This window comes from Photobacterium lutimaris (genome assembly GCF_003025555.1).
GTDB lineage: Bacteria > Pseudomonadota > Gammaproteobacteria > Enterobacterales > Vibrionaceae > Photobacterium > Photobacterium lutimaris.
Genome location: NZ_PYMH01000026.1, coordinates 1 through 25793, shown reverse-complemented (window position 1 = coordinate 25793; position 25793 = coordinate 1). Strand labels below are relative to the sequence as shown.

19 protein-coding genes and 1 tRNA gene are annotated in these 25793 nt (G+C 52.0%); 10 read left to right on the top strand and 10 right to left on the bottom strand.

All coding sequences use genetic code 11. From position 1 onward, the window contains the following. Positions 1-44 precede the first annotated feature (44 nt). Positions 45-121: transfer RNA gene (locus tag C9I99_RS26430), tRNA-Asp, on the top strand. 347 nt (positions 122-468) lie between these two features. After that, positions 469-2964 carry an FG-GAP repeat domain-containing protein gene (locus tag C9I99_RS26425; RefSeq protein ID WP_166645515.1) on the top strand — a complete coding sequence of 832 codons (2496 nt, stop codon included), beginning with the start codon at positions 469-471 and terminating at the stop codon, positions 2962-2964. Between the two features lie 57 nt (positions 2965-3021). On the opposite strand, the gene C9I99_RS26420 is transcribed toward C9I99_RS26425, so the two are convergent. The 5 genes from C9I99_RS26420 to C9I99_RS26400 all read right to left on the bottom strand — a co-directional run bounded on the left by C9I99_RS26420 (position 3022) and on the right by C9I99_RS26400 (position 6936). Continuing rightward, the gene (locus tag C9I99_RS26420; protein ID WP_107351816.1) at positions 3022-3366 is read right to left on the bottom strand and encodes a DUF2799 domain-containing protein; all 345 of its coding nucleotides are present in this window, start codon (positions 3364-3366) and stop codon (positions 3022-3024) included. A gap of 37 nt (positions 3367-3403) precedes the next feature. Beyond that, complete coding sequence (locus tag C9I99_RS26415) at positions 3404-4603, bottom strand: multidrug effflux MFS transporter (protein ID WP_107351815.1); 1200 nt, start codon at positions 4601-4603, stop codon at positions 3404-3406. Between the two features lie 363 nt (positions 4604-4966). After that, on the bottom strand, positions 4967-5266 hold the full coding sequence (locus tag C9I99_RS26410; RefSeq protein ID WP_107351814.1) for a hypothetical protein: 300 nt from the start codon (positions 5264-5266) through the stop codon (positions 4967-4969). An 88-nt stretch (positions 5267-5354) separates the two neighbouring features. Next, the gene (gene dapD, locus C9I99_RS26405; protein ID WP_107351813.1) at positions 5355-6386 is read right to left on the bottom strand and encodes a 2,3,4,5-tetrahydropyridine-2,6-dicarboxylate N-succinyltransferase; all 1032 of its coding nucleotides are present in this window, start codon (positions 6384-6386) and stop codon (positions 5355-5357) included. Positions 6387-6639: 253 nt separating this feature from the next. Beyond that, positions 6640-6936 carry a YebG family protein gene (locus C9I99_RS26400; RefSeq protein ID WP_107351812.1) on the bottom strand — a complete coding sequence of 99 codons (297 nt, stop codon included), beginning with the start codon at positions 6934-6936 and terminating at the stop codon, positions 6640-6642. Between the two features lie 83 nt (positions 6937-7019). Here C9I99_RS26400 and C9I99_RS26395 point away from each other — a divergent pair, with 83 nt between their 5' ends. Then, a complete protein-coding gene (locus C9I99_RS26395) occupies positions 7020-7706 on the top strand; it encodes a DNA-3-methyladenine glycosylase I (RefSeq protein ID WP_107351819.1) in 687 nt (228 codons plus the stop codon). A gap of 2 nt (positions 7707-7708) precedes the next feature. Here the strand turns inward: C9I99_RS26395 and C9I99_RS26390 are convergent, their stop codons facing one another. After that, positions 7709-8593, bottom strand: a complete 885-nt coding sequence (locus C9I99_RS26390) for a LysR substrate-binding domain-containing protein (RefSeq protein WP_107351811.1) — start codon at positions 8591-8593, stop codon at positions 7709-7711. A 153-nt stretch (positions 8594-8746) separates the two neighbouring features. Here C9I99_RS26390 and C9I99_RS26385 point away from each other — a divergent pair, with 153 nt between their 5' ends. From C9I99_RS26385 to recD, 4 genes are all read left to right on the top strand, one after another. After that, entirely contained in the window at positions 8747-9727 is a 981-nt protein-coding gene (locus tag C9I99_RS26385; protein WP_107351810.1) for a TDT family transporter, read from the top strand. A 142-nt stretch (positions 9728-9869) separates the two neighbouring features. Continuing rightward, on the top strand, positions 9870-13340 hold the full coding sequence (recC, locus tag C9I99_RS26380) for an exodeoxyribonuclease V subunit gamma (RefSeq protein ID WP_107351809.1): 3471 nt from the start codon (positions 9870-9872) through the stop codon (positions 13338-13340). A 293-nt stretch (positions 13341-13633) separates the two neighbouring features. Then, positions 13634-17263, top strand: coding sequence for an exodeoxyribonuclease V subunit beta (recB, locus tag C9I99_RS26375; protein WP_107351808.1), 3630 nt, complete (start codon positions 13634-13636; stop codon positions 17261-17263). After that, on the top strand, positions 17256-19379 hold the full coding sequence (gene recD / locus C9I99_RS26370; RefSeq protein ID WP_107351807.1) for an exodeoxyribonuclease V subunit alpha: 2124 nt from the start codon (positions 17256-17258) through the stop codon (positions 19377-19379). Before recB ends, recD begins: the two co-directional genes overlap by 8 nt. A gap of 15 nt (positions 19380-19394) precedes the next feature. On the opposite strand, the gene argA is transcribed toward recD, so the two are convergent. Continuing rightward, positions 19395-20720 carry an amino-acid N-acetyltransferase gene (gene argA, locus C9I99_RS26365; RefSeq protein ID WP_107351806.1) on the bottom strand — a complete coding sequence of 442 codons (1326 nt, stop codon included), beginning with the start codon at positions 20718-20720 and terminating at the stop codon, positions 19395-19397. Between the two features lie 251 nt (positions 20721-20971). Between argA and C9I99_RS26360 the strand changes: the two genes are divergently transcribed. After that, positions 20972-21373, top strand: coding sequence for a DUF2850 domain-containing protein (locus tag C9I99_RS26360; protein WP_107351818.1), 402 nt, complete (start codon positions 20972-20974; stop codon positions 21371-21373). On the opposite strand, the gene C9I99_RS26355 is transcribed toward C9I99_RS26360, so the two are convergent. Continuing rightward, entirely contained in the window at positions 21370-21603 is a 234-nt protein-coding gene (locus tag C9I99_RS26355; protein ID WP_107351805.1) for a hypothetical protein, read from the bottom strand. The genes C9I99_RS26360 and C9I99_RS26355 overlap by 4 nt on opposite strands. 250 nt (positions 21604-21853) lie before the next feature. Between C9I99_RS26355 and mltA the strand changes: the two genes are divergently transcribed. Next, positions 21854-22942, top strand: coding sequence for a murein transglycosylase A (gene mltA / locus C9I99_RS26350; protein WP_107351804.1), 1089 nt, complete (start codon positions 21854-21856; stop codon positions 22940-22942). A gap of 90 nt (positions 22943-23032) precedes the next feature. Continuing rightward, a complete protein-coding gene (tcdA, locus tag C9I99_RS26345; RefSeq protein ID WP_107351803.1) occupies positions 23033-23845 on the top strand; it encodes a tRNA cyclic N6-threonylcarbamoyladenosine(37) synthase TcdA in 813 nt (270 codons plus the stop codon). Positions 23846-24011: 166 nt separating this feature from the next. Here tcdA and csdE read toward each other — a convergent pair whose 3' ends face one another. Both csdE and csdA read right to left on the bottom strand, forming a co-directional pair. Further along, positions 24012-24443: a cysteine desulfurase sulfur acceptor subunit CsdE gene (gene csdE / locus C9I99_RS26340; protein WP_107351802.1), complete on the bottom strand. Its 432-nt coding sequence runs from the start codon at positions 24441-24443 to the stop codon at positions 24012-24014. Positions 24444-24451: 8 nt separating this feature from the next. Beyond that, a complete protein-coding gene (csdA, locus tag C9I99_RS26335) occupies positions 24452-25672 on the bottom strand; it encodes a cysteine desulfurase CsdA (RefSeq protein ID WP_107351801.1) in 1221 nt (406 codons plus the stop codon). Between the last annotated feature and the right edge of the window lie 121 nt (positions 25673-25793).

The following is a 25793-nucleotide window of genomic DNA, read 5'->3' as shown; positions in this document are numbered from 1 at the left end:
GAACGATGGGTATCGGATAGAGACGAAAGTGTCTATCACCGTGTGGAGCGGTAGTTCAGTTGGTTAGAATACCGGCCTGTCACGCCGGGGGTCGCGGGTTCGAGTCCCGTCCGCTCCGCCACTTATTAAGAAGCCTCGCTAGAAATAGCGGGGCTTTTTTGCATCTGTCGGATAGGTTCGCCTTGTAGGCGAATGAGTCCCGCTGGAGCGCCAGCCCGGCCGCTCCGCCACTTATACTAAGCCCAAGCAGAAATGCTTGGGCTTTTTTACATCTGGATAAAAAGGTATACGGGGAAGATGATTTTGAGTATCCCTAGAGGGTATATCAGTTCAAGTTTAAGTCTATTGTTCTGTTTTTTAACCTTTTGAAATGGTTGTAAGTTGTTGTATTAAATGGTTTTGTGATAGTTTCTTGGCGCGATGTATGCCATGACATGCAATTCGTTAATACTCATATATGGAATAATAATGGATATAATTAAAAAAAAGCGCCTTTTCACAAGCGCTTTACTCACTATTTTGCTCGTAGGGTGCGATGGGGATAGCAAGGATGAGCAAAGCCCTGAATTTGATGTAAATACTCAGTTTGCTGCGACTTATTTACAGTCAATAGGCAATGTTCAAGCTCACTCAGCCTCGGTATATCCATCAAAAGTGTCTAAGGCAACGCAAGTCATGCAAGATAAGCGTTATGACGGTGAGTTAGAAGTTACTAATATCCTTACTCAAGAGAAGCAGATCTTTGATTGGCCTGTAACTCAGAAAGTGGATAGTGATGGAAATGTTGAAACGATTTCACACCGTTCACTGGCACTAAAGCCTGGTACCTATGATTTTGTATTGCTGCTTAGTTCTAGGGATGCTCAACAACGGCAGTATGTAGCCCAAGCTCTTGGTGAGAAAATCGTGGATGGCGAGGAGCCTGAGATTGATTTTATCTTGCAGCCAAACCTTGGCGATACAATCAGTGATTTTGACAGGGTGCAATATGTCTCTAAGCTGACGTTCTCTTGGCCAGCAGAAGAGTTGGCGACCTTGATTCATCCGCAGTTTGGTTTGTCGATCAATAATAATGCAGAAACTGTTTATACCATTAATAAAGAAACCGGTATTGCCGAGATTATTATGAATGTGGAGCCAGGAGAGTACCTACTGGCAATGCGTCTTTATGATGGAAACTTGATGGTAGGTAAGAGCGAAGATGAGGATAACCGAGTAAATTTTGTCGAAGGCGAAGATGCCAAGATGGATGTTATTCCTCTTCAGACTGATGTCGACTTTATTTTGGATGAACTCAAAGATGAAGGGTTATTTAGCTTTGTTATTCCCAATGAGGTGGTCGATGAAGTTGGTTCCGCACAAAATCTTGCGATGATTGTGCGTCTAGGTGGCGATAATGTCCCAGCGCAAGAAAAAGTGCTGAATGTTGAGGATATGAATGGCGTTTACAAGGCCAGTGAGTATTTTTTGACTGGTGGTCAAGGCAAGGTGACGGCGTATTTGGCATTTCATGATGTTAATGAAGCTTCGGATCAGTATAGCTCTGTCCCTTTCGCAAGTTGTAATACCTCGATTAATGTTGAGATTAACCAGGCGCTGGGTTGTAAGCTAGAGCTAAAACGGGAAAGTATCATTTCCGGTCGTATTTTGGGGACGATGATGCTGAGCGTTCTCGATCGGGATTGGCAGTCTGCGACGGGGGCCGAGGTCTACATCAATGGTAAGTTGGTTGGCCTGACCGGTTCGGAATATAACGCGGGTTCATTTAAGGCTCATCTGGTTGCTGGTGAATACAACATTGCAGTTCGGGACAGTATCTTCGGTGCATCTGAAACGTTGATTATTGAACCCTTAGCGGTTGAAAACTTGCTGATGCACTTGGAAAAACGTGATGATATTGGTGATGGACACTTTGTTAAACACCAACAAATCACTTATGGTGGAAGTGGCGAGGATAGGTATGCTAATGCGTCAGCGCTAGCGGATATTACCGGTAATGGGCATCTTGATCTCGTCACTGGTAAGCGAACCAATGGTGTACTGATTTATCAAAATGATGGCGAAGGTAATTTCACTGAGTCTGAATTTAGCTTTGCTGATCAGCGTCGTACCAATGCGATTGCTGCTGCTGATTTAAATGGTAATGGCCACCAGGATCTTGTCCGAGCCACATCTGATGGTGACCAAATATTCTTCAATGATGGAAAAGGCAAGCTAGTTGATTCCGGCGTTTTGCTCGGTAAAGGGGCAACAAGATCTATTGCTGTAGGTGATTTGAATGGTAATGGCTATCTAGATATTGTTGTTGGTCAACAATGGAAAGCACCACTGATTTATTTCAACGATCGACAGGGCGGCTTCATTGATAGCGATGAATATTTGAGTGAGCATAGTGCTTCATCGTATTCATCTAACGTGGCTCTTGCTGATGTTGATGGTAACAACCGATTAGACATTATCTATGGTGGTGGTGATGGTAGCACCATGATTTACCTCAATGGTGGAGAAGGGCGTTTTAGCGACTCAGGCCAGCGTCTTGGCATCAGCCAAAAAGAAAAACGCTTTAATGTCGCTGTTGGTGATGTGAATGGCAGCGGTAAGCCGGATATTCTCATTACCAATATGGACTTTAACGGTACTGAGCAGAATAGCTTGTACCTTAATGATGGTACAGGGGTATTTGAACAATCTGATGTTCCGTTGGGTATTAATGGCCGGGCCGCAGCTTTTGCTGATGTGAACAGTAATGGTCATTTGGATGTGGTAGTAACGGGTTCATATGTTGAGGATGCCCAGCTTTACTTTAATGATGGCTCCGGTCGATTTACGCCATCAGTTGGTGGTAACCTCGGATCTTTTCATGATACACCGTTATTTGGCGATCTTGATGGTGACGGTGATTTGGATTTAATTCTGTTCTATTCGAGTGGAAGTGGGATTTACCTAAACCAACCCGCCTCTTGATAAATAAATGGCAGCCCTAGCTGCCATTTTTCTTGGTACAGATTAACTCGTAGCGAATCAGTACCCTCGCTCAACCAAGCCATAACTCGAGCTTGATTGATTATCCTGGCAGTCGTCTGGATAGCCTGGGTTGATCACAGTGCCTACCGCTTGTTTCCCTGCACAGTAATCAAATCGCCCTTTTAGATAGCCGGCACGGTAGTTTTCGTAGTCAATTTCAGAAAAGCCGCCGCGTTTTCCAAGATCAATTTCATTTAACTCCCGATAGCCTTGCTCTCCATGATAGGCACCAAGCTCTTCCCACTGCTTATTTTTTGCCAAGCCGGCTTCATACTGGCTTGAACAAGCTCCCAAAAAAGCGAGTGCAACCCCCAGTAAGCAAAGACCGAGTAACCTAGCCATGGTTATTCCTCAAATATCGAACTGAGTTAATTATGGTTTATCCGTTGAGAGTTGCCACTGCGCGGCGGCCGCTTTCGCTCATTGTCCCCAGCATGGCCAATAGCAGCCCCATACCGGCTCCTATCACCATCAGTCCACCCAAGTGCCAGGCCTGACTGATCCCCAGCTTTAGTAGGCCATTGCTTAACAGTGAGGCAAATACCATCTGGCAAGCGCCAGAGAGAGCAGAGACCGTACCGGCTTTGTTGCCATAAGGGACAAGCAGCAGCGATTGGGCACAGGGGAAAGCGATACCGTTGGCCATGGCCATCAGGAAGTGACCGGTGACCATCCAGACCGGTGACAGGGGAGCGGCGATTAATACTGAGCCTGCCACCAGGTGTAGCAGCGGGGAAAGCATCAGCATTCTCTGCGTTCCTAGGCGAGGGCGAAGCCTCTGGCAAACTAAACCGCCACATAGCAAGCCGAATGCCGGCCCCATTGCCCACAGGGCGTAGCGCTCGGAGGTCATCCCGATCTGTACCTGCATGATAAACGGCATCATCGAGATAGACAGAACAACCAGCGAGAAGTTAACCCAACCGATACCGGCGAAGGAAAGGAAGTGCCGCTCTTGGATCAATGATAAATAGGATTTAGCCAATTGACTCACAGACAGGGGGTGTTGGGTTGCTGATAGGGTTTCAGAAAAGCACAGCAGCAACATCAACCAGACAATGGCGATATAGCCCAGCAGCACGACAAACACCGTTAGCCAACCAAAGTGGTGGTTCACAATACCGCCGACGACAGGGGCCATTATTGGGGTAAAGGCAGCAACAATCGCTAGCCAGGTCATGGCTTTGACTAGATCTTGACGCTGGTAGCTATCACGAATGGTGGCCCGTGCTAATACTGCCACACTGCCTGCGCCTATCCCCTGGATAATTCGGCCTAGCAGTAACCAATGGAAGGTGTCTGCACATAAGACGGCGACAGCCAATCCCAATACGGCAATTAATAGGCCGCTTAATAATACGGGCCGGCGGCCAAGGACATCGGACAATGGGCCATAGACAAGCTGTGAGGCTCCGAAGCTGAACAAATACCCTGAAACTAATAACTGGACTTGTTCGGTAGAGAGGTGAAGGGAGTCTGCGACGGCAGGGAGCGCAGGGAAGACCAATCCAAGGCTTAATTGCCCGATACTGACAATCAAGCATGCGAGCAATAGTGGTTTCCAGTTAAATCCGGCCATTTTCTCTCCTGTTGTGTGGCTTATACCCAAGTGACTTGAAGTTACTGGATTCAGAACGTCATCAATCTGCTCAGTTCAAGGAAAATAACCGAATGGAATAGCTAGCCTATTGCGAAGTTATTTGACGCTGAAGTAGGGGGGATTGATTTGCACCCCAAGGGTGAAATTGCTAAGGACTATGCTGGGTCAGCGACGTCATTGCGACTCGAACGGTACACTGCCACCTTTCCTTAACTTCCAGCTGATTCTTGCTGAACCAAGCATATTAAAGTGGTTTGGGTATAAATATTATGCACGGTTAGGAGGGGAAGGATAAGCAGCGCGGACTCAATGGATTATTTCCCCGTGGGAACGAGTACTAACTTACTTGGTGATGGTGTAGGTAAAGGGGGTTGAGAAGGAAAATTTGCTGCCGGTGGTTTGTACCTTGCCTTGCTTCATCGCGACCAGCACTTCTTTTTGTACTTTGACCAAGGAAAAGAAGCGGATCACCATAAAGACGATGAACAGCGGCATGATGATTTGAGTCAGTGGCATGATGTGCAATACCATTTCATTGACCAGCCAGACCGCCAGCATTAGCAACATCACATACAATGAGTGAGGTTTAAGGATGATTTTGATCTCGTTGTCAGTTTCTTTCCGCTCACAGAAAAACGTCATTGCTTACTCCTTATCGTTGTTTACTGAGACCTTCTCACCAACGTCAGAAAGAAAAAACGCCTCGGATGAGGCGTTTTGTCACAGGCGATTAATTGTTGCTGTGCAACTCGCTGTTGAGCTCTACTGCAGATTTGTTTGCCAGACACTCGATTTGGCCAGTCACAGAGTTGCGGCGGAACAATAGATCAGACACACCGGCAAGATCGCGTGCTTTCACCATTTCCACTTCCTGGCCGCTCTTATCTAGCATGCGGACTTTTGAACCCGCTGTCACGTATAGACCAGACTCGATAGTACAACGATCACCCATTGGGAAACCTAGACCGGCATTGGCACCCAGTAGGCTGTTTTCACCAATCGATACGACGACTTTACCGCCGCCAGACAGGGTACCCATGATAGAGGCACCACCACCGATATCAGAGCCATTACCCACAACAACACCCGCAGAGATACGGCCTTCAACCATGCTCACACCGGTTGTACCCGCGTTGAAGTTGATGAAACCTTCGTGCATTACGGTTGTGCCTTCACCCACGTGGGCACCTAGGCGAACACGAGAGGTGTCGGCAATGCGCACGCCAGTCGGTACTACGTAGTCGACCATTTTCGGGAACTTGTCGACACAATCGACAGTGATAGTTTCGCCATTCAGGCGAGCTTCCATTTGGCGATCAGCCAGTTCTGGCAGATCGATAGGACCTTGGTTGGTCCAGGCAATGTTTTGAAGCAGACCGAAGATACCGTCTAGTACCACACCGTGTGGCTTAACTAGGCGGTGAGAGATAAGTTGCAGTTTCAGGAAGCCTTCAGCAACAGAAGCTGGTGCTTCGTCAGTGGCAAGGATAACAACAACCAGCGGTTGTTCTGATGCCGCCGCTTTAGTGGCAAAGTTTGCGCTGGCTTCTTCGCCTGCTGCGCTGAAAGCGGCTGCAAGATCAGCGCTCTGGGCTGCCGTTATTTCGATAGCCTGATTACCTTCCTTGTAATCGACGATAGCGGCAATGGCGTCAACTAGCGCGTCAGCTGGGTTTAGGATCGGGGTTGGAAAAAACGCTTCGATGATTTTGTTATCGCGGTTTTTGGTTGCAGTACCAAGGGCTAGTGAAAAGCTGGCCATTACTGTTGGTTCTCCATGTCAAAGTAATTCATGCCGGACGTATAGGTCGGCAAAGTGTGATGAACCCATCATAAAGACACTTGCGCCGTTATTGAAGGGGGGAGGAGGGAATCGGTGAAAAATGATGAAATTATGATGATGAGGAACGGCTATCGCTATTGATGATTTTAGCGTTGGCACATACGGCTGCGGAAAATAAAAAAACCTCCCGAAAGAGGAGGTTTATCATGAAGAATATTGGCAGGTTCAGTGATTAAGCCGCATCATCTTGTTGCTCAGCAACAACTTCTGGCTTTACCGCTTTTTTCTTCGGCGCTGCTTTTTTCTTTGCGCCCAGTGCCACTAGCACTTCTTCACGTTTTTGTGCCAAGAATAGCGAAAGCTCTTCTTGCTTGGCTTCATCCTCGAAAAGTTCACTTTCGCTTAGCAAAGTAAACATCTCGTCAGCCATATCTAGCATTTTGTCGTATGCGTCGGCTTCGGACTTAGAGGTGAAAGTCATCTTTTCTTCTCCGTTGCGCTCAACTACATATTTGACGATAACAGCCATGGTCACCCTCTCCCGAAATTGATTTACTGGCTGTTTATACAGTAGCATTAAGGGCAATGTCCAGTGATAAGCGTGTTAATGTGATGGCAAGAGAAAAATTTTCGCAAATATATGCCCGAGCCGCGGAGCGTAAGGGTGGAGAGGGTGTGCTAGAGGGCATGTTGGCGACGCCATTGTCAGCTGAGCAGCTAAAACAGATAGGTGATGACCGCTGGTTGGCGGCCTTTACCCAGAAAGTCTTTCAGTCCGGGATCAGCTGGCAGGTGGTACGTAACAAGTGGCCCAATTTCGAAGAGGTGTTCTTCGGTTTTGATATCGAAAAGATGCTGTTGATGCCGACTGAAATGTGGGAGCGTAAAGCGACTGAGCCGGCTATCATCCGTCACTTGGGCAAAGTGATGACCATTCCTGAAAATGCTCAGATGATCCACGAAGCTGCGCTTGAGCATGGCTCTTTTGCAGCCATGGTCGGCGACTGGCCGCAGGATGATATCACCGGGCTATGGCGTTATTTGAAAAAGCACGGCAAGCGCTTGGGGGGCAATACCGGCCCTTACACGTTACGTATTATGGGTAAAGATACCTTTATTCTGAGCCGGGATGTTGAAGCTTATTTGCGTCAGATCGGAATTATTGATGGTGGGCGGGATACGCAAAAATCACTGAAGGCTGCGCAAACAGCCTTTAGTGACTGGCAGCAGGAGTCCGGCCGACCTATGTGTCAAATCAGCCAGATCATTGCGTTCAGTGGCGGCGATAACCGAGTGTGATCTCAGAGATGCCATTGCTGGCAAAAGGTAATGAACAGTTTCAGTAAGGGGCTTTGGTATTTCTCTTTGTGGTAGAGCAACCAGTACTGGCGCTGCATATCGAGTGGTAGCGGAAGAATGGTGAGGCGATTGTCTTTGACGGCGTGATCGACTGCACGACGGGAGAGACAGGTAATACCCAGACCCGCAGCAGTACAGTTGATAATGGCCTCGGTGTTGTTGAGCTCGAAAACCTGATGCCAGTTTTCCAGCCGCGGGGCTAGACGGCCAAGAAAGTATTCGCGGGTACCGGAGCCCGACTCGCGCAGGATCCATTCACTGTGTTCAAGGTCGCTCAGGCTAAGCTGTTCAACCTGCGCCAGTGGGTGGTCGGGGTGGCAGGCCACCACCATTTCGTCACCCAGCCAAGGGCTCACGGCCAGGTTGTCGGCTTGTACCTTGCCCTCGACAAGACCAATATCCAACTCGAACTCACTGAGCATATGGCAGATATGGGCAGTATTGGCGATAAATAGGCTCTGATCACAATGGCCTGAGTCTTGCCGGAAGTCTCGCAGCAGGAACGGGGTCACTTGGTTGCCCACGGTATCGCTTGAACCGATCTTCAGCTTTCCGGTTACCGGGCCTTCTTGGCAAAACAGTTGCTCGATATCCTGACTGCGTGCCAGTAGCTCATCGGCCAGTGGTAGTAAGCGTTTACCTTGTTCGTTGATCAGCAGGCGGTTATTGTTGCGGTCAAACAGCTTGTGGCCAAGTTGCTTTTCCAGCTCGGACAGCGCCATGCTGACTGCGGGCTTGGAGAGAAATAGCTTCTCGGCCGCCGCAGTAATGGTCAGCTCCTGGGCGACAGTGACAAACACTTTCAATTGGCGTAGGGCGATATTCATCAGCTTGTCTCTTGTTTTACTTGGTTATTTTGTCTTTCGTTTCGTTTTTCTTAACTATGCATTAAGTTTATTCAAGTATCCTAAACGATTAAGTGCCGATAAACTAGCTGGGTATTAAATCGTAGTGACGTGCTGTCGTTGGGGAGCCAAGAAATGATCACTGTAACAAAGCAAAAAGTACTCGGTGCACCGACACCAATGGCTGGTTTGGCTTTAGGTATTGCTAGCCTTGGTTGGTGCTGGGAAAATGCCGCGGATCTAGCCGGTCAAGGCCAACTGGTCGGGGCTGGGATAGCGAGTCTCTTGTTGGTGGTGTTGCTGGTTAAGTTTCTTATTCATCCCAAGGCCCTGTGGCAAGATCTCAGCCATCCGGTTGTGGGCAGTGTCGTACCGACGTTTGCCATGGGGACTATGGTGGTGTCTAAGGCGTTGGGTCTTTACTATCCGATTGCCGGTCAGGCCTTGTGGTTAGCCGCAGTTGTACTGCACCTGATCTTCTTGGCACTGTTTACTTACCACCGTGTCAAAGATTTTGAGCTGCACCATATGGTACCGAGCTGGTTTGTTCCGCCGATTGGTATTATCGTTGCGGACGTGGCTTTTCCTGGCGGTGCACTGCGACCACTGGCAGAAGGCCTGCAGCTGTTCGGAATGGGGATCTATGCTGTGATGCTACCGCTGATGGTATACCGCCTGATTTTCAGCCAGGAGATTCCAGATGCCGCCAAGCCAACTATTGCGATTATGGCTGCGCCAGCAAGTCTATCACTGGCTGGTTATCTCACTGTCACCCAGCAACCGTCACCGGTCGTGATTGCCTTGCTCGGCGGGATTGCCGTACTGATGACATTTGTCATCTACTTGGCATTCTTCCGCTTGCTACGTTTAACGTTCAGCCCTGGCTATGCTGCATTCACTTTCCCATTGGTGATCAGTGCAACGGCGATGTTCAAAGCGGCAGCTTGGATGGCCACTCAGGGATATGGTGTTGAATATATCCAACAGGTGTCGGCGCTGGCACACTTTGAACTTTATGTTGCGACAGCGGTAGTGAGCTATGTTGCTCTTCGTTATGCGGCGTTCTACCGCCCAGTCGCTCAGTTGCTGCACTGCCTGACACCAAGCCGTGCGTAATAGGCCACCGAGGAACTCAGTGCTTTAAACGTCATCTGATGAATCGCCCAGCAACGCTGGGCTTTTTAATGATTTGAATTTGCAGCTAATCCATTGATGGTAGACAATCAAAGGTAATTTCCTCTACCGGTGAGTCACTCGCGTGTTTACTGTCTATCACTCAAATCAACTGGATCTCCTTAAGTCCCTGCTTGTCGAGCTAATCCGTCTGGAACCCTTGGCCAATCCGTTTGAGCAAGAGCAGATCTTGGTCCAAAGTCCCGGCATGTCACAGTGGCTCAAACTGGAGCTGGCTAAATCTCAGGGGATTGCAGCCAATATTGAATTTCCGCTGCCGGCGACGTTTATCTGGAACATGTTCACCCACGTGCTGAGTGATGTGCCAGAGCGCAGTGCCTTCAATAAAGAGGCGATGACCTGGAAGTTGCTGCAGGTGTTGCCTGAACAGTTATCGCGCCCGGAGTTCGCGCCGCTGGCTAACTATTTGTGCGATGATCCCAACTTGGTCAAAAGTTACCAGCTGGCTGAAAAAATTGCCGATATCTTTGACCAATACCTGGTGTATCGGCCGGAGTGGATCCAGGCATGGGAGTCCGACGCCATAGATCCCGAGTTGGTAGAAGAGCACCCGTGGCAGCCATTGTTGTGGCAGGCGCTCTATGATCACACCTTGGCTCTGGGCCAGTCGCCGTATCACCGTGCCAATCTGTATGACCACTTTATCGAGACCCTTGACGGTTATGTGCAAAGCGGCTCGCCACTGCCCGAAGGACTGCCTAAGCGGTTGTTCGTATTTGGTATCTCTGCGCTGCCGCCGCGTTATCTCGACGCCCTGGCTGCGCTGGGCAAGCATATCGATGTGCACCTGATGTTTACCAACCCTTGCCGGCATTACTGGGGGGATGTACGCGACCGTAAATTCCTCGCCCGGCTGGCCGCCAAGCAACGGCAGCAGCTGCAGTGGTGTGCCGATCACAGTGAACACGGGGCGGTGATCTCGCCGCTTAAAGGGGATATCGATGCCAATGTGGTGGATGAAACCCACGAAGGAGCCGTCGGCAATACCTTGCTAGCGTCGCTCGGCAAGTTGGGCCGGGATAACCTGTATCTGCTGTCGGATATGGAAGCCTATGAAGTTGAAGCGTTTGTCGATGTTGAGCCCGACTCATTGCTCCATGCTGTTCAGGCCGACATCCTTAATCTGGAGGATCGGATCAATGATGAAATCACCGAGTCCAGTCACCATAAACTGGCTGTTGCCGCCGATGACCATTCGCTGAGCGTCCATGCCTGCCACTCACCGATGCGCGAAGTGGAAGTACTGCACGATAACTTGTTGGCGATGCTGGCGCAGAGCCCTGAGCTATCACCCCGGGATATCGTGGTGATGGTGGCCGATATCAACAACTACAGCCCTTACATCCAGGCCGTATTTGGCAATGCGCCGGGTGATCGCTATATACCGTTTTCGATTTCGGATCGCAGTGCCGATCAGGAAAATCCCGCGTTACTCGCCTTCTTGCGTCTGTTGGCGTTGCCGGAAAGCCGCTGTCAGGCATCGGAGCTCTTGGAGCTGCTTGAAGTCCCGGCAGTCATGGCCCGGTTTGGCTTTGACAGTGACAAGTTCGAGCGGGTCAAGCTGTGGATTGAAGAAGTGGGGATCCGCTGGGGCTTGGATGATGACACTGCCGAGGAGTTTGCCTTGCCGCGCCAGCAGCAGAACACCTGGTTGTTTGGTTTGCAGCGAATGCTGTTGGGCTATGCCATGCCACAAGAGGCCGGCTTATACCAAGGCGTGCTGGCCTATGAAGAAGTACAAGGAATGGATGCCGAGATGGCAGGCCAGCTCGGTCTGTTCATCGAAACATTGATGCATTACCGCCAGCAGTTGGCTCAGCCGCAGCCGATCGCCAGCTGGATAGCCGCGCTCAACCAGATGCTGGATGACTGCTTTGCGGTGGATATTGATGGCGAGATGGTACTCCGGATGATCCGCGACAAGATCCAACAGCTTGAGCAGCAATTGGCAGATGCCGGTTACCATACCGATATTACGCCGGCAGTGATGCGTGATTACCTTAACGGCAAGCTATCGGGTGAGCGGGTCAGCCAGCGCTTTTTGGCCGGTCAGGTGAACTTCTGTACCTTGATGCCGATGCGTTCGATCCCGTTCAAGGTCGTGTGTTTGCTGGGGATGAATGATGGTGTCTATCCTCGCTCGATCCCGCCCGAAGGGTTTGATCTCATGGCCGGCCGTACTCGCCACGGTGACCGTTCGCGTCGCGATGATGACCGCTACCTGTTCCTCGAGGCTATCCAGTCAGCCCAGCAGGCACTGTATATCAGCTATGTCGGGCGCTCTATCCAGGACAACAGTGAGAAAGTCCCGTCGGTACTGGTGAGCGAATTGCTTGAATATTGTCAGCAGGGCTATTGCCTTGACGGTGATGAAGCCTTACCCGTCGACGAGTCAGCCCACAAGCTGGTGGCTAATCTGACCCATACCCACCCGCTGGTGCCTTTCAGCCCACAGTCTTTTAGCGGTGGGAACAATAGCTATGCTGCGGAATGGCTCCCGGTGGCCAATCAGGCCTTTATTGAGCCTGACATCTTCCAGTCAGTGCCGCTTGAGCCGGATCTGAGTGACGACCGGGCCGAAGGCATTTTGGAGTTGGCGGAATTGACAAGGTTCTGGCGTCTGCCGGTACAGTATTTTTTCAACCGCCGTTTGAAAGTGTTCTTTGATGGCCATCAGGGCGGGCCGGAAGATGATGAGCCTTTTGCCCTTGATGGCTTGGGACGTTATCAGCTAAGAGAAGCCTTGCTGACGACCTTCCTCGACTGTCAGCGCCCATCACAAAGCCAGCATCCAAGCTCAAATGGAGCCAGTCGTGACCAAGCGTTCGAGCAGTTTGCCCGTTACCAGCAGGCAGCAGGTGGCTTGCCGGTGGCGCAATTTGGCGAGCTGGAGCTGCTCGAAGAGCGTGCTCAGATAGAGCAGCTGGCGGATAGCGTCGCCCAGTTTATGGCTCAACCGCTACCGGATGTTGAAGTGGACTGTGTGGTGACGGTTGCTGGGCGCGGGATCCGCCTGCAGGGCTGGCTCAAGCATGTGACCCAGCAAGGGTTGGTCCGCTACCGGCCGGGGAAAATCCGGGCGCAGGATATTTTGGCCTGTTGGCTGGATCACTTGTGTTTTGCTGTCATGAAGCCAAGTCTGCCGACCTATCTTATTGGGGTTGATGGCTGCTGGCAGCTTGAACCGGTATCGGCACAGTATGCGATGGAACAATTGGCGGTACTCATCGAGGGGTATGACAGCGGGCTTACCCAGCCGTTACCGTATTTCCCCCGTACTGCCCATGCCGGGATCCAGGCGTGTATCGATAAAAAGGGACAATGGTGTGACGACTCAGCGAGCTTGGCGAAAGCCGATGGTAAAAGGGCTGAGGCGTTTAACGGCGGCTATATGTTCGACGGTGAAGGTAATAATAGCTATATCCACCGGGTGTGGCCGCTATGGGATGACGAACTTGCCGCGCAGTTATTGCAGTGGGAAACCCATATCCTCAAGCCCGCTGTGATGCAGTTGCGAGAGGTTGAGCAGGGCTAATTGTTCTTGTGGGTAAGGCAGAGAGGTGTAGCGTGGCCGCCAGCAAATCATTATTGATTGTAGGGTGTTCGCTGTACGGCCACCGGTCCAGAGGTGACCAGATTTCGTGGCTCAGATACTAGCGGACCCACTAGGTGGAAACCGTGAAACGTCTCTCATATTGATAGATGGATTAGTGTTGAATTTCGATATATTTAGTTGAATTCGCGCTAGATCACAAAAAATAATTTTGAACGGGCGGGGTTTTCCAATGAAAACGCGGCCCAGTTCACTGATAGGAATCGGCGTATTCTATGACTCAACAATCTCTTCTCATTACTCCTGAGCCGCTGGAGCCGATGTGCTTTCCGCTTCACGGTAACCGCTTGATAGAGGCGTCGGCCGGGACCGGGAAAACCTTCACTATTGCCAGCTTGTATTTGCGCTTGCTGCTTGGTCATGGTGACGATCAGACGCGGTTCCCCCGCGAGCTGACGGTGGATCAGATTTTGGTGGTAACCTTTACCGAAGCGGCGACCGCTGAGCTGCGGGATCGTATCCGCCGCCGGATCCATGATGCCCGTTTGGCCTTTAGCCGGGGCAGCAGTAATGATCCGGTGATTAAGCCGCTGCTGGCCGATATTTCCGATCACAAGGCGGCAGCAGCGATCTTGCTTCAGGCCGAACGGCAGATGGATGAGGCGGCGATTTTTACTATCCACGGTTTCTGCCAGCGGATGTTGACCCAGAATGCCTTTGAGTCGGGCAGCTTGTTCAACAATGAATTTGTTACCGAAGAGAGCCACCTTCGGGCGCAGGTTGTGGCCGATTTCTGGCGCCGTAATTTTTACCCGCTGCCGCGAAGCCTGGCCGCGGAGGTGCGGAAAATCTGGGCCGCCCCGGGTGCCTTGCTAAAAGAGATCAACCGTTTCTTGTCCGGTGCTGAAATCACTGTTCGTGCCCCGGAGCTGAGCGGCAGCCTCGAGCTAGTGCATGAAAAGAATTTGCAGCGCATCAATCACGTCAAGCGGCTGTGGCGTGACAGCGCTGGTGATCTGCACGACATTATTGCCAGCTCTGGCGTGAACAAGCGCAGCTATACCAAAACCAGTTTGCCCAAAGCGCTGGCTGACGTCGGCGAATGGGCCGAGCGGGACAATACCGGTTACCAATTGCCAAAATCGCTGGAAAAATTTGACCAGCACGTACTGTATGAGAAAACCAGCAAAGGTCAGCCTCCGGAGCATCCGGTGTTTGTCGCGATCAGTGAGTTGTTGGCTGACAAGCCCAATGTGCGTGATCCCTTGCTGGCCCATGCGATAAAAGAGTGTCGCCAGCTTTTGATTGATGCCAAACAGCGCAAGGGTTGGCTCTCTTTTGATGATCTGCTAACCCAGCTGTCGGCAGCGCTGAGCCAAGATGACAGCGGGTTGCTGGCAAGCCGGATCCGCCACTTGTTCCCGGTGGCGATGATCGATGAATTCCAGGATACCGATCCGCTGCAGTACAGCATATTCAGTACTATTTATGGTGAAGGCCGCTCTGGGGAAGGTTGCCTTGAGAGTGAGCGGCAGGAAGAAACTGCAGCCCCTTGCGGCTTATTTATGATTGGTGATCCCAAACAGGCGATTTATGCTTTTCGCGGCGCCGATATTTTCACCTATATCCAGGCACGCCGTCAGGTTACCGCCCACTATACATTAGGCACTAACTGGCGCTCGACCGCGGAAATGGTCGGTGCCGTCAATCGGATTTTCCAGCATCCCGACCGACCGTTTATCTACGACGAAGACATTACCTTCTTGCCAGTCGATCACAGCCCGAAGGCCGAAGGCCGTGGCTGGCAGCTCGATGGCGTGAAGCAGCCTGCAATGTGCTTTTGGCACCAACAGGCTGAGGAGACCGTTAAGAAGGGGGATTACCAGCAGGTGATGGCTGAGGCGACAACCGCTGAAATCCAGAAAATACTCACCCTGTCACAGCAAGGTAAGGCCGAGCTGGTGGACGGTGAGCAAACCCGGCCTGTTCATGCCAGTGATATCTCGGTGCTGGTGCGTACCGGTAGCGAAGCAGCATTGGTCCGCCGTACTTTGGCCGATCAAGGTATTGCCAGCGTCTATCTCTCCAATCGTGACAGCGTATTTGCCTGTACCGAAGCGGTGGATTTATTGCGTTTTCTGCAGGCAGTACTGACTCCTGAGGATGACCGCAATATGCGTGCCGCCTTGGCTTCAAGCTTGTTTGCCCTGACTGCGCAGGCACTTGATGCGATGAACACCAGTGAAACGGTCTGGGAGCAATATGTCTCGGAATTTCGTGGCTACCGCAAGCTGTGGCAAAGCCGCGGGGTGCTGCCGATGCTGCGCCACATGCTGACCCAGCGTAAGATCCCGGAAACCTTGCTGAGCCAAAACGGTGGTGAGCGGCGGGTAACCGATATCCTGCATATTGGTGAGTTGCTGCAACAGGCGAGCCAAACCCTCGATAGCGATCATGGTCTGTTGCGCTGGTTGGCCGAGCATATTGAAGAGCCCAACGGCAATGCCGATGAGCAGCAGCTGCGCTTGGAGTCTGATCGTAACTTGGTTCAGATTGTTACGATACACAAGTCCAAAGGGCTTGAATATGACATCGTCTTCCTGCCCTTTGTCTGCAGTTACCGTGAAGCCAATACTGCGCTGTTCCATGATGAGCAGAGCCAGCAGTCGGTGCTCGATATCGCCGCCAGCGAAGAAAGTATGGCGTTGGCCGAGAAAGAGCGATTGGCGGAAGATCTGCGCTTGCTGTACGTGGCACTGACCCGCGCCGTGTATGGTTGCTACATCGGTATGTCACCGGTCCGTAATGGCTTGAGCCGCAAGGAGCCAACAGGCTTGCACCGCTCGGCGATTGGCTGGTTGGTACAAAACGCCCAAGAGGGCGGCTTGACCGAATTGGCAAATGCACTGGATGCATTGGCTGCGCAATCTGAAGCGGTAACGGTACTGCCACCGCCGCCCTTGCCTGATAGTCCGTGGCTATCGGTTGAGGAAGACAAGCCGCAGTTATCGGCATCTGTGTTTGATAAACACATTGACCGTAGCTGGTGGATCACCAGTTACTCAGGACTCATCAAGCAAGGCCACAGCCATCATGATGCCTCTTTCGAGTTGCCGGGGTTTGATACCGACTCATCGGGTGACGAAAGCTTGGGGGATGAAGAGATTGAACCGGCCCGCTCGATTTACACCTTCCCGAAAGGGGCAAGGCCGGGTACCTTCCTGCATACCTTGTTTGAGGAAATTGAGTTTACTGCGCCGGTCGACAGCCCGGCAACCACAGAGACGATTTTGGCGCTGCTGCGGCTGGAAAACTACGACGAAGAGTGGCTACCGGTATTGCAGACCATGATCCGTGATGTGCTGGCGTGTCCGCTTGATGGCGATGCAATGCGTTTGGGTGAATTGGCACCGGCTCAGCGCCTGACCGAAATGGAGTTCATGCTACCGATCAACTTGCTCTCTTCGCCACTGCTCAATAAGGTGATTGCCCGTCACGATAAGCTGTCAGCCAAAGCTGGCGAGCTGGGTTTCGCCACCGTCAGCGGCATGCTCAAGGGCTTCATTGACTTGGTGTTCGAGCACGACGGCCGTTATTACGTGCTGGACTGGAAGTCGAACTGGCTGGGTGACGATCCGAACGAGTACCGGGGAGACAGGTTGGATCATGCAATGGTTGATCATCGTTACGATCTCCAGTACCAGCTTTATGCGCTGGCCTTGCACCGCTTCCTGAAGAGCCGTAAGGCTGACTATAACTACGATGACCACTTCGGTGGTGTCTATTATTTGTTCTTGCGGGGAGTTAAGGCCGGCAGCGATAGCGGTATATTTCGTGCCAAGCCATCTTTGGCTTTGCTGACCGAGCTTGAGACTTTGATTGATGGAGAATCACCCGATGCTTAACCACCTTGAAACGCTTGCCCGCCAAGGAAACCTGCGTCCGCTGGATCACCAGTTTGCCAAATTTGTTGCATTAAGCAGCAGCCAGCCGGTTGCTGGAAGCCAGACTGAAGCGGCTGAAACGGTTGATCCGCAGGTGAGCCGTTTAGTCACGTTGGTTGCGGCGCTGGCAAGCTATGAGCTGGGGCAGGGCCATGTTTGCCTGCTATTGTCGCAGGTTGATACCGCACGGTTGTTTGGCCTGCCAAGCAAGCTCAGTCTCCCTTTGCTCGATGACTTGCCTGAGCCCTCGTTATGGCAAGCCTTACTGGCGCAGTCAGCGGCGGTGTCGGACGGTCGTCGGGCGACGCCGCTGGTCATGGATGGTGAAAGGGTCTACCTCAACCGCTATTGGCAGTTTGAGCAACAGGTCGCCTCCCAGCTTCGTTTGCGGGCACAACGCGGAGAGAATGGCTTGCAGCCTGAATTGATGGCCTCCAAGCTCGACGAATTGTTTGCCCGTGATTACCGTTACCTGTTTGCTGCTTTGCAGCAGCTGGCGCAACAAGCCGCTACCGCGCAAGACCGACAGCAGGAGGTCTGCGACAAACTTGATGTTGTTACCCCTGATGCTCTGGATTGGACGGCGATAGACACCGCTCTTGGCGCCGCCGAAAGTGTTGAGGCGCTGTCGGTATTGGATGCTCTGGTACCGGCCGCAAGCTGCCTCAACTGGCAGAAAGTCGCGGCGGCTGTTGCCCTGACCCGTCAGTTTGCGGTGATCTCCGGTGGCCCCGGGACCGGTAAAACGACCACGGTGGCCAAATTGCTGGCGGCCTTGGTGACTCAGGCTCTCCAGCATGACGCGCGGGACGAGCAGGGCGTATTGCTGCTACCCGATATCAAGCTGGTGGCACCGACCGGTAAGGCGGCAGCAAGGTTGACCGAGTCGATTGGTTCGGCGGTGGACTCTCTTGCGGTTGACGATGTGGTGAAAAGCAATATCCCGACCCAATCCAGCACCATTCACCGTTTGCTGGGTGCGATTCCTAATCGGGTTGCCTTTCGCCATAACCGCGAAAACCCGCTGCACTTGGATGTCTTGGTGGTGGACGAAGCCTCGATGGTGGACTTGCCGATGATGGCGCGATTGCTCGATGCATTGCCAGCCCATGCCAAGCTGATCTTGTTGGGTGATAGGGATCAGCTGGCCTCGGTGGAAGCCGGTGCGGTACTGGGAGATATTTGTGGCTTTGCCGAGCAAGGTTACACGACTGACCAAAGCCAGTTACTTGGTCAATTGACGGGGTTTCGCTTCCAGCAAGCACAGGCTGCGCCGTCAGCGGTGGCCGATAGCTTGTGTATGCTGCAAAAGAGCTATCGCTTTCATGCTCAGTCGGGGATCGGCCAGTTAGCTAAGGCGATCAACAGCGGTAAGCCGTACCAGGTCGAACAGGTGTGGCAAAAGGGCTTTCGCGACATCCAGCTTTATCCGCTGGGCAGTGAAAGCTACCAGACGATGATCACCAATGTCGTGGCGTTCTACAGCGACTATCTCGACGCCATTGCCGAGGGCAAAGCGCCGGGCGATGTGTTAAAAGCTTTTGCTCAGGTGCGCCTGCTGTGTGCGGTGCGTGAGGGTGACTTTGGCGTTACAGGCTTGAATCAGCGTATTGAACGGGCTTTAACCCGCAAGGGCAAAATAGCGCCGGGTGATGAGACTTGGTATGTCGGCCGGCCGGTGATGATCAGTCAAAATGATCATGGTCTGGGGCTCTACAACGGTGACATTGGGATTGCGATGTATGATAGCGAGGTCGACCCGCAAACGGGTAATCGTAAACTCAGGGTGTACTTCGAGATGCCGGACGGCACCATTCGTGGCGTGCTACCAAGCCGCTTGCCTGAGCACGATACGGTGTATGCCATGACGATCCACAAATCGCAGGGTTCAGAGTTTGCCGATACCCTGATGGTACTGCCACCCGACTTCAGCCCGATCCTGACCCGAGAACTGGTGTACACCGGGGTGACGAGGGCGAAATCCAAGCTCTATATGTTCGCCACCCATGAGGTGCTCAAGCGCTCGGTGACGATGCGTACCGAGCGGGCAAGTGGTTTGGCGAGTTTGTTATCTTAACGGTTGTCGATTGGGTTACAGGTCGAGGATCAGTATCTTCGAACGGCGCTGGAAGTTATACAGCGCCTTTTTGGCAACCGGCAGGCTTTCGACGCTGGTTTCACTGAAGCCTTGCTCCCGAAACCAGTGCAGGCTGCGGGTGGTGAGGACAAACAAGTGGAGTAAGCCCATCCTCTTGGCTTGCAGCTTGAGTTGGTTGAGCAGCAGCGCCCCGCGGTCACCATCGCGGAAATCACGGTGGACGGCGACACAGGCCATTTCGGCCATTCTCTCGTCAGGGAACGGATATAGGGCGGCACAACCGATGATCAGCCCATCACGCTCGATAATGGTGAACTGCTCGACTTCCTGCTCCAGCTGCTCGCGTGAGCGACGGACCAAAATACCGTCTTGCTCCAATGGGCGGATCAGCTCAAGGATCCCCCCGATATCATTGATCGTCGCTTGCCTTACCTTCTCGGCACTTTCCATCACGATTTGGGTACCGATCCCGTCGAGTGAAAACAGCTCCTGGATCAGTGCGCCATCTTCTTTGTAGCTGATCAAATGGCTGCGAGGGACCCCTGCGCGGCAGGCCGTGATCGCGCCACGCAGGAAGCGACCGGTGCCACGCTCCTCCTGTTGCTGTTCGACCAACCGCTGCAGAGCGTGCTCAGCCTCGATAGGCAGCATTTCGGACACTACGTCGCCCTCGCTATCTAATACCCCTTGTTCGGAGCAAAAGCCGATCAGTTTGTCGGCTTTGAGCCTGATAGCTAACTGGGTAGCGATTTCTTCCGAGGTCAGGTTGAAACATTCACCGGTGACTGAACTGGCTATCGGGCCAAGCAACACAATGGCACGTTGGTCGAGCTGGCGGTGGATGGCTTCGGTGTCTATTCGGCGGATCCGTCCGCTGTGGGCGTAATCGATCCCGTCATCAATTCCCAGCGGTTGGGCGATAACAAAATTGCCGCTGACAATGTTGATTTGCGAACCGGCCATCGGGGTATTGTTGAGCCCCATCGAGAACCTTGCCGTAATGTCTAGCTGGAGGTGTCCTGCAGCCTGTTTGGCGATTTCCAGTGTCCGCTCATCTGTCACCCGAACCCCTTTGTGATATGGCGTTGTGTAATGCATTTGCTCGGCGAGGCTGGAGATTTGCGGCCTGGCGCCATACACCATCACGATACGCAGCCCTAGGCTGTTGAGTAGGGCGATATCATTGACGATATGAGCAAAATTTTCATGGGCAATGGCTTCCCCGCCAACCATGATGACAATGGTTTTGCCAATGTGGGCGTTTAGGTAAGGGGCCGACTGGCGGAACCCTTTGACCAAGGCGGTACTTCTGAACTTCACAGCTGGCTTTCCTTGTAGCAGTGTTGTCGACGCGGGCAATGAGTGTGCTTAACGACGAGATAATAGAGATGTTATTAATGATTATGCGGTTTGTGTCAATAAAAATTCAATAACAAGGGTGTTATGCCGATGTAACCCTCAGACAAAACTTGGGGAGAAGATCCCGTTATCTCGCTTGGCTGACAGATAACTGCGGAAAAGAAGTGGCTTTGGGTTATATTGACCAAGAAGAACGCTATGTTTTAAGAATTATGGCCACGAAGCAAAACCTCCCTTTGTTTACACACCGATTGATCATTTTTGTTGGGGCAGTCGTCGCGACCAGTGCCGTGGCATTGGGGTTGCTATTGACGGGTCTGCTGGATGACAGCAAAGCACACTCGAGTCATATTCCTGATATCAACGGGATGTGGCTTGAGCAGGATGTTGCCCCCTATGCGGCAGACAGTTTTGAAATTCGCCCTGAAGGGGTGTTTGTCGATGGCCGTCAGATCAACACCCAATATCAATGGGATGGCAGCACACTTGAATATCTAAAAGGGGGAACCCTTTATTCCTATTCTTTTTTGTCCGGGCGGTTGATCCGCCAGCGCCCTGCGCACTATGTCTCGTCTTTTTCTCGCAAGACTATCGTATTGCGTCAATCCCACTAGTTCATCGGCACTTTAGGTAATTCGCGCAGCAACTGGTTGACCGGGATCTGCTTGAGTGCCACTTTCCTCATAATATCGGCGGTATTAAGGTTGCCCCCTAAACATCGTTGGATAACCGTATTGATTTGGTGTGGCGAATTCCCTTCACTGACCAAATTACGTATCCATTGGTATTCAATTGAATTGATGTTTAAGAGGGTGTCTTTACCGACTTTGAGTGGTTGGTGCATATGACGCCTCCTTGCGTTCGTAGATGACATTCCTGTTACGCTTTTATTAATTACAGGACAACGATGACACAAATATGACAGTGGTGGCATATAGACGTTGGAATGCGATGCAATTCAGACAAACCGCTGACAATGGAAAGAGGAAGATAGGGAAAAATACCCTTTCGTAGTAACCCTTTGTAGGCGATCGTGCCACAGTTGGTTACACTGGTGAAAATTGGATTCCAAACAAGACGATATAGGATTCACGGTGTTTCGAAAAGCAACGATTGCTCTTTTTATTATGGGGTTGGTGGGGTGTGCCAAGCCAACGGATCGTGGTCAGCAATACCTAGATGGTGAGTTTGATCAAGTACTCAACCAGGTTGCGGTTGTGGACTCAGACAAACCGAAAGATTTTAGCCATTTCTCGGCCCAGATGGAGCAGGTTATTGAACGCTCTCCATCGATGGCGGGGACGTATCAGGCGTTGTATCGACAGCTCGAGAACTGGATTGCTCAAGGCGGTGATCTGGCAGAACTGGGTAATTTTGGTGTCGAGCTTGCTCAGATGGGCGGCGGTGACGGATACGGCAATGTCATGTTCACGGGTTACTTTTCGCCGGTGATTGAACTGCGTCATCAGCCGGATGAGGTATTCCGCTATCCGGTTTACGGTATGCCGGAATGTGACGACCAATGCCCGAGCCGGGCAGAGATCTATGGCGGCGCACTGGAAGGCATGGGGCTGGAGCTGGGTTATAGCGCTTCGATGCTTGATGTGTTCATGATGGAAGTGCAGGGCAGTGGCTTTGTGCATTTTGATGATAACGACGAGCTTCAGTACTTTGCTTATCGCGGCAAAAATGGCCACCGTTATGTCAGCATCGGCCGCATTCTTATCGAGCGAGGTGAAGTCCCACGGGAGAAAATGTCACTCAAGGCGATTGATGAGTGGGTCAGCCAGCAGGATGAGGAAACCGTCCGTGAGCTGCTGGAGCAGAACCCGTCTTATGTGTTCTTCAAGCCGCAGGATAGCCTCGATGTGATGGGGACGGCAGGGATCCCGCTGCAGGCCTTCGCTTCGGTTGCCGCTGATCGCGACTATCTACCGATGGGCAGTGTGTTGTTAGCCGAGGTGCCGCAGCTTGATGAAGCGGGCAATTGGAATGGTCAGCATGTGCTTAAATTATTGATGGCACTTGATACTGGCGGAGCGGTGAAGAAAAACCACCTCGATCTGTATCATGGCATGGGGGCCCAAGCTGGCGTCGATGCAGGCCATTACAAGCACTTTGGTCGGGTCTGGAAACTCGGACTGCAGGGCACGAAAACTGAGCAGCCATGGGTGGCACCGTAGTTTAGCTTTGTGCTGACTGGACAATGTCCCAAAGAGTGCGTATAAATCGCACTCTTTCTTTATGAATGTGTGAATAAGCGCGGAACAGCCATGCGAGAATTAGATACCCCTGCATCAGACAATTACAACCAACGTTTCGGTGGAACCCGCCGCTTGTATGGTAACAGCGAAGTGGAAATTTTCCGTGCCGCGCATGTGTGCGTAATTGGTATTGGCGGTGTCGGTTCGTGGGCGGCAGAAGCGCTGGCACGTTCAGGGATCGGGGAGTTGACCCTGATTGATATGGATGATGTCTGTGTCACCAATATCAACCGCCAGATCCATGCCATGTCAGGCACGGTAGGACAGAGCAAAATTGAAGTGATGGCCGAGCGCATTAAGTTGATCAATCCTGAGTGCACGGTCCACTTGATTGATGACTTCATTACTCCGGAGAATGTGTCAGAGTACCTCGACGGGCGCTATGACTATATTTTGGATGCGATTGATAGCATGAAGCCGAAAGCGGCACTGCTGTCTCACTGTAAAAGCAATAAGTACAAGGTGATCACTACCGGTGGTGCTGGTGGTCAGATTGACCCGACCCAGATCCAAATTGCCGACTTGACCAAAACGATCCAGGATCCGCTGGCGAAAAAGCTACGCGACACACTGCGTCGTCACCATAATTTTCCGAAGAACCCAAAACGCAAGTTTGGTATTGATTGTGTCTTCTCTACCGAGCAATTGAAGTACCCACAGGCTGATGGTTCGGTATGTGGTGTGAAGTCGACGGCTGAAGGGCCGAAGCGAATGGATTGTGCCAGCGGTTTCGGTGCGGCCACCATGGTAACGGCGACCTTTGGCTTTGTGGCGGTATCACGTATTTTGCAAAAGCTGATGGATAAGCATCTGCAGAAATAAAGATATTATTGAAGTCGGAAGGCTGAAAAATTTCAAAAACGCATAAATACATCCTTGTCGCTTCGACTCGCCATCCATGGCGAGTAAGTTTTGAAATCTCTTCAGCCTTCAATCATCTTTCCTGTACCAAACGATTTGTTTGCTAACCTTCTTCCATTGGTCGCTTTTAGGCTTCAGCGAGTGCTTTGATTTGCTCGACGATTGCCTTGAGCCCGTTGCCACGGGAAGGGCTGAGGTGGGCGATCAGGTTGAGCTGCTCAAAGTACCCATCAATATCGAATGCTTGGATTTGCTCGGCATTCTTGCCTTCAAAAGCCGCCAGTACCAGAGTGATCAGGCCGCGCACAATACGCGCATCGGAATCGGCGGCAAAATGGAAAGTCCCATCTTCCTGCTGCTGGTGGGTAAGCCATACCTGGCTCTCACAGCCACTGACCTTGAGTTGATCCTGTTTGAGCGCGTCCGGCATCGCGGGTAATTTCTTTCCCAGTTGGATCACGTTGCGGTAGCGATCTTCCCAGCCATTGGCTGTCGCCATTTGTGCAATGATTGCCTCGCAGGTAATTTCGGTACCGAAAGGATGGCTTGGCAGTGTCATAATCTCTCCTAAAGCAGGCTGCAGGCTTTGTGCAGCGCCGCAATAAATTGGTCTATATCTTGTTGGGTATTATACAGCGCAATGGACACTCTAAGTGTACCGCCGACATTGAGTGCATCCATCATCGGGTGGGCACAGTGGTGCCCGGCACGCAGGGCAATACCTTGCTGGTCGAGCAAGGTGGCGATGTCTTGGTGGTGGACGCCGTCGACCACAAAGGAAAACAGGCTCGCGTCCGGCTGCAGGCCGATGATCCGCAAGTCTTCTATATCTTGGATCCCGTCGATGGCCCGCTGGCGCAGTGTTTGGATATGGTGCTCGGCACCTTCGCGGTCGATGTTGCCCAGCCAGTTGATGGCGGCCGCCATCGCCAAGCTGCCGGCGACATTGGGGGTACCGGCCTCGAATTTGCCCGGCAGGGCTGAGAAGGTGGTGCCGTCAAAGCTGACTTTCTCTACCATCTTTCCGCCGCCGTGCCATGGCGGCATGGCTTCAAGCAGGGCCTTTTTACCATACAGTGCGCCGATCCCTGCCGGTGCAAAAATTTTATGGCCGGAGAACACATAGAAGTCGGCGTCCAGTGCTTGTACATCGACGCATTCGTGGGCAACGGCTTGGGCACCGTCAATCACAGCAATCGCACCGATATCGTGGGCGGCTTTGATCATCGTCTCGACCGGGTTGCGGGTGCCTGTCACATTGGTGACATGGGCAATAGCGACTATCTTGGTATTGGGTGTCAAGCGTTGGGTAAAGGCATCCATATCTAGCGTGCAATCGCTGCGCATCGGGATCTTCACGACCTTGGCCCCGGTCTGTTCGGCGACGATTTGCCACGGCACGATGTTGGCGTGGTGTTCAAGTTCGCTGACCAAAATCTCATCCCCGGCCTTGAGGCTATTGCGGGCATAGGTCTGGGCGATCAGGTTGAGGGCTTCGGTCGCCCCGCGGGTCCAGATAATTTCCTTGCTGTCGGCGGCATTGATGAAGCGCTGCACCGTCTCTCTTGCTTGCTCGAACTGCGCCGTCGCTGTGGCCGTCAGGGTATGGCTGCCGCGGTGAACATTGGCATTGTGACCACTGTAGTACTGCCGGATTGTTTCAATAACCTCAAGCGGTTTTTGGGTCGTGGCTGCACTGTCGAGGTAGACCAGCGGCTGGCCGTTGCATTCTTGGGCCAGGGCGGGAAATTGCTGGCGAATACGTTGGATATCAAATTGGGCAGTCATGGTGTGTCACATAGCAAAAAAGACAAGGGGGAGATCATGCGGTGAAAAAAACAATAGGGCAAGTATTTCTCCGGTTGCTTCAATTATACCAAACTGATGGGGGTAGGGCATGGATCGGGGG

Coding starts and splice junctions, on each gene's coding strand:
- csdA (WP_107351801.1), bottom strand. CDS start 25,672: ATGACTGCCCAATTTGATATCCAACGTATTCGCCAGCAATTTCCCGCC.
- C9I99_RS26385 (WP_107351810.1), top strand. CDS start 8,747: ATGATCACTGTAACAAAGCAAAAAGTACTCGGTGCACCGACACCAATG.
- C9I99_RS26420 (WP_107351816.1), bottom strand. CDS start 3,366: ATGGCTAGGTTACTCGGTCTTTGCTTACTGGGGGTTGCACTCGCTTTT.
- C9I99_RS26400 (WP_107351812.1), bottom strand. CDS start 6,936: ATGGCTGTTATCGTCAAATATGTAGTTGAGCGCAACGGAGAAGAAAAG.
- C9I99_RS26355 (WP_107351805.1), bottom strand. CDS start 21,603: ATGCACCAACCACTCAAAGTCGGTAAAGACACCCTCTTAAACATCAAT.
- csdE (WP_107351802.1), bottom strand. CDS start 24,443: ATGACACTGCCAAGCCATCCTTTCGGTACCGAAATTACCTGCGAGGCA.
- C9I99_RS26360 (WP_107351818.1), top strand. CDS start 20,972: ATGGCCACGAAGCAAAACCTCCCTTTGTTTACACACCGATTGATCATT.
- dapD (WP_107351813.1), bottom strand. CDS start 6,386: ATGGCCAGCTTTTCACTAGCCCTTGGTACTGCAACCAAAAACCGCGAT.
- C9I99_RS26415 (WP_107351815.1), bottom strand. CDS start 4,603: ATGGCCGGATTTAACTGGAAACCACTATTGCTCGCATGCTTGATTGTC.
- C9I99_RS26390 (WP_107351811.1), bottom strand. CDS start 8,593: ATGAATATCGCCCTACGCCAATTGAAAGTGTTTGTCACTGTCGCCCAG.
- recD (WP_107351807.1), top strand. CDS start 17,256: ATGCTTAACCACCTTGAAACGCTTGCCCGCCAAGGAAACCTGCGTCCG.
- C9I99_RS26425 (WP_166645515.1), top strand. CDS start 469: ATGGATATAATTAAAAAAAAGCGCCTTTTCACAAGCGCTTTACTCACT.
- tcdA (WP_107351803.1), top strand. CDS start 23,033: ATGCGAGAATTAGATACCCCTGCATCAGACAATTACAACCAACGTTTC.
- C9I99_RS26395 (WP_107351819.1), top strand. CDS start 7,020: ATGGCAAGAGAAAAATTTTCGCAAATATATGCCCGAGCCGCGGAGCGT.
- recB (WP_107351808.1), top strand. CDS start 13,634: ATGACTCAACAATCTCTTCTCATTACTCCTGAGCCGCTGGAGCCGATG.
- C9I99_RS26410 (WP_107351814.1), bottom strand. CDS start 5,266: ATGACGTTTTTCTGTGAGCGGAAAGAAACTGACAACGAGATCAAAATC.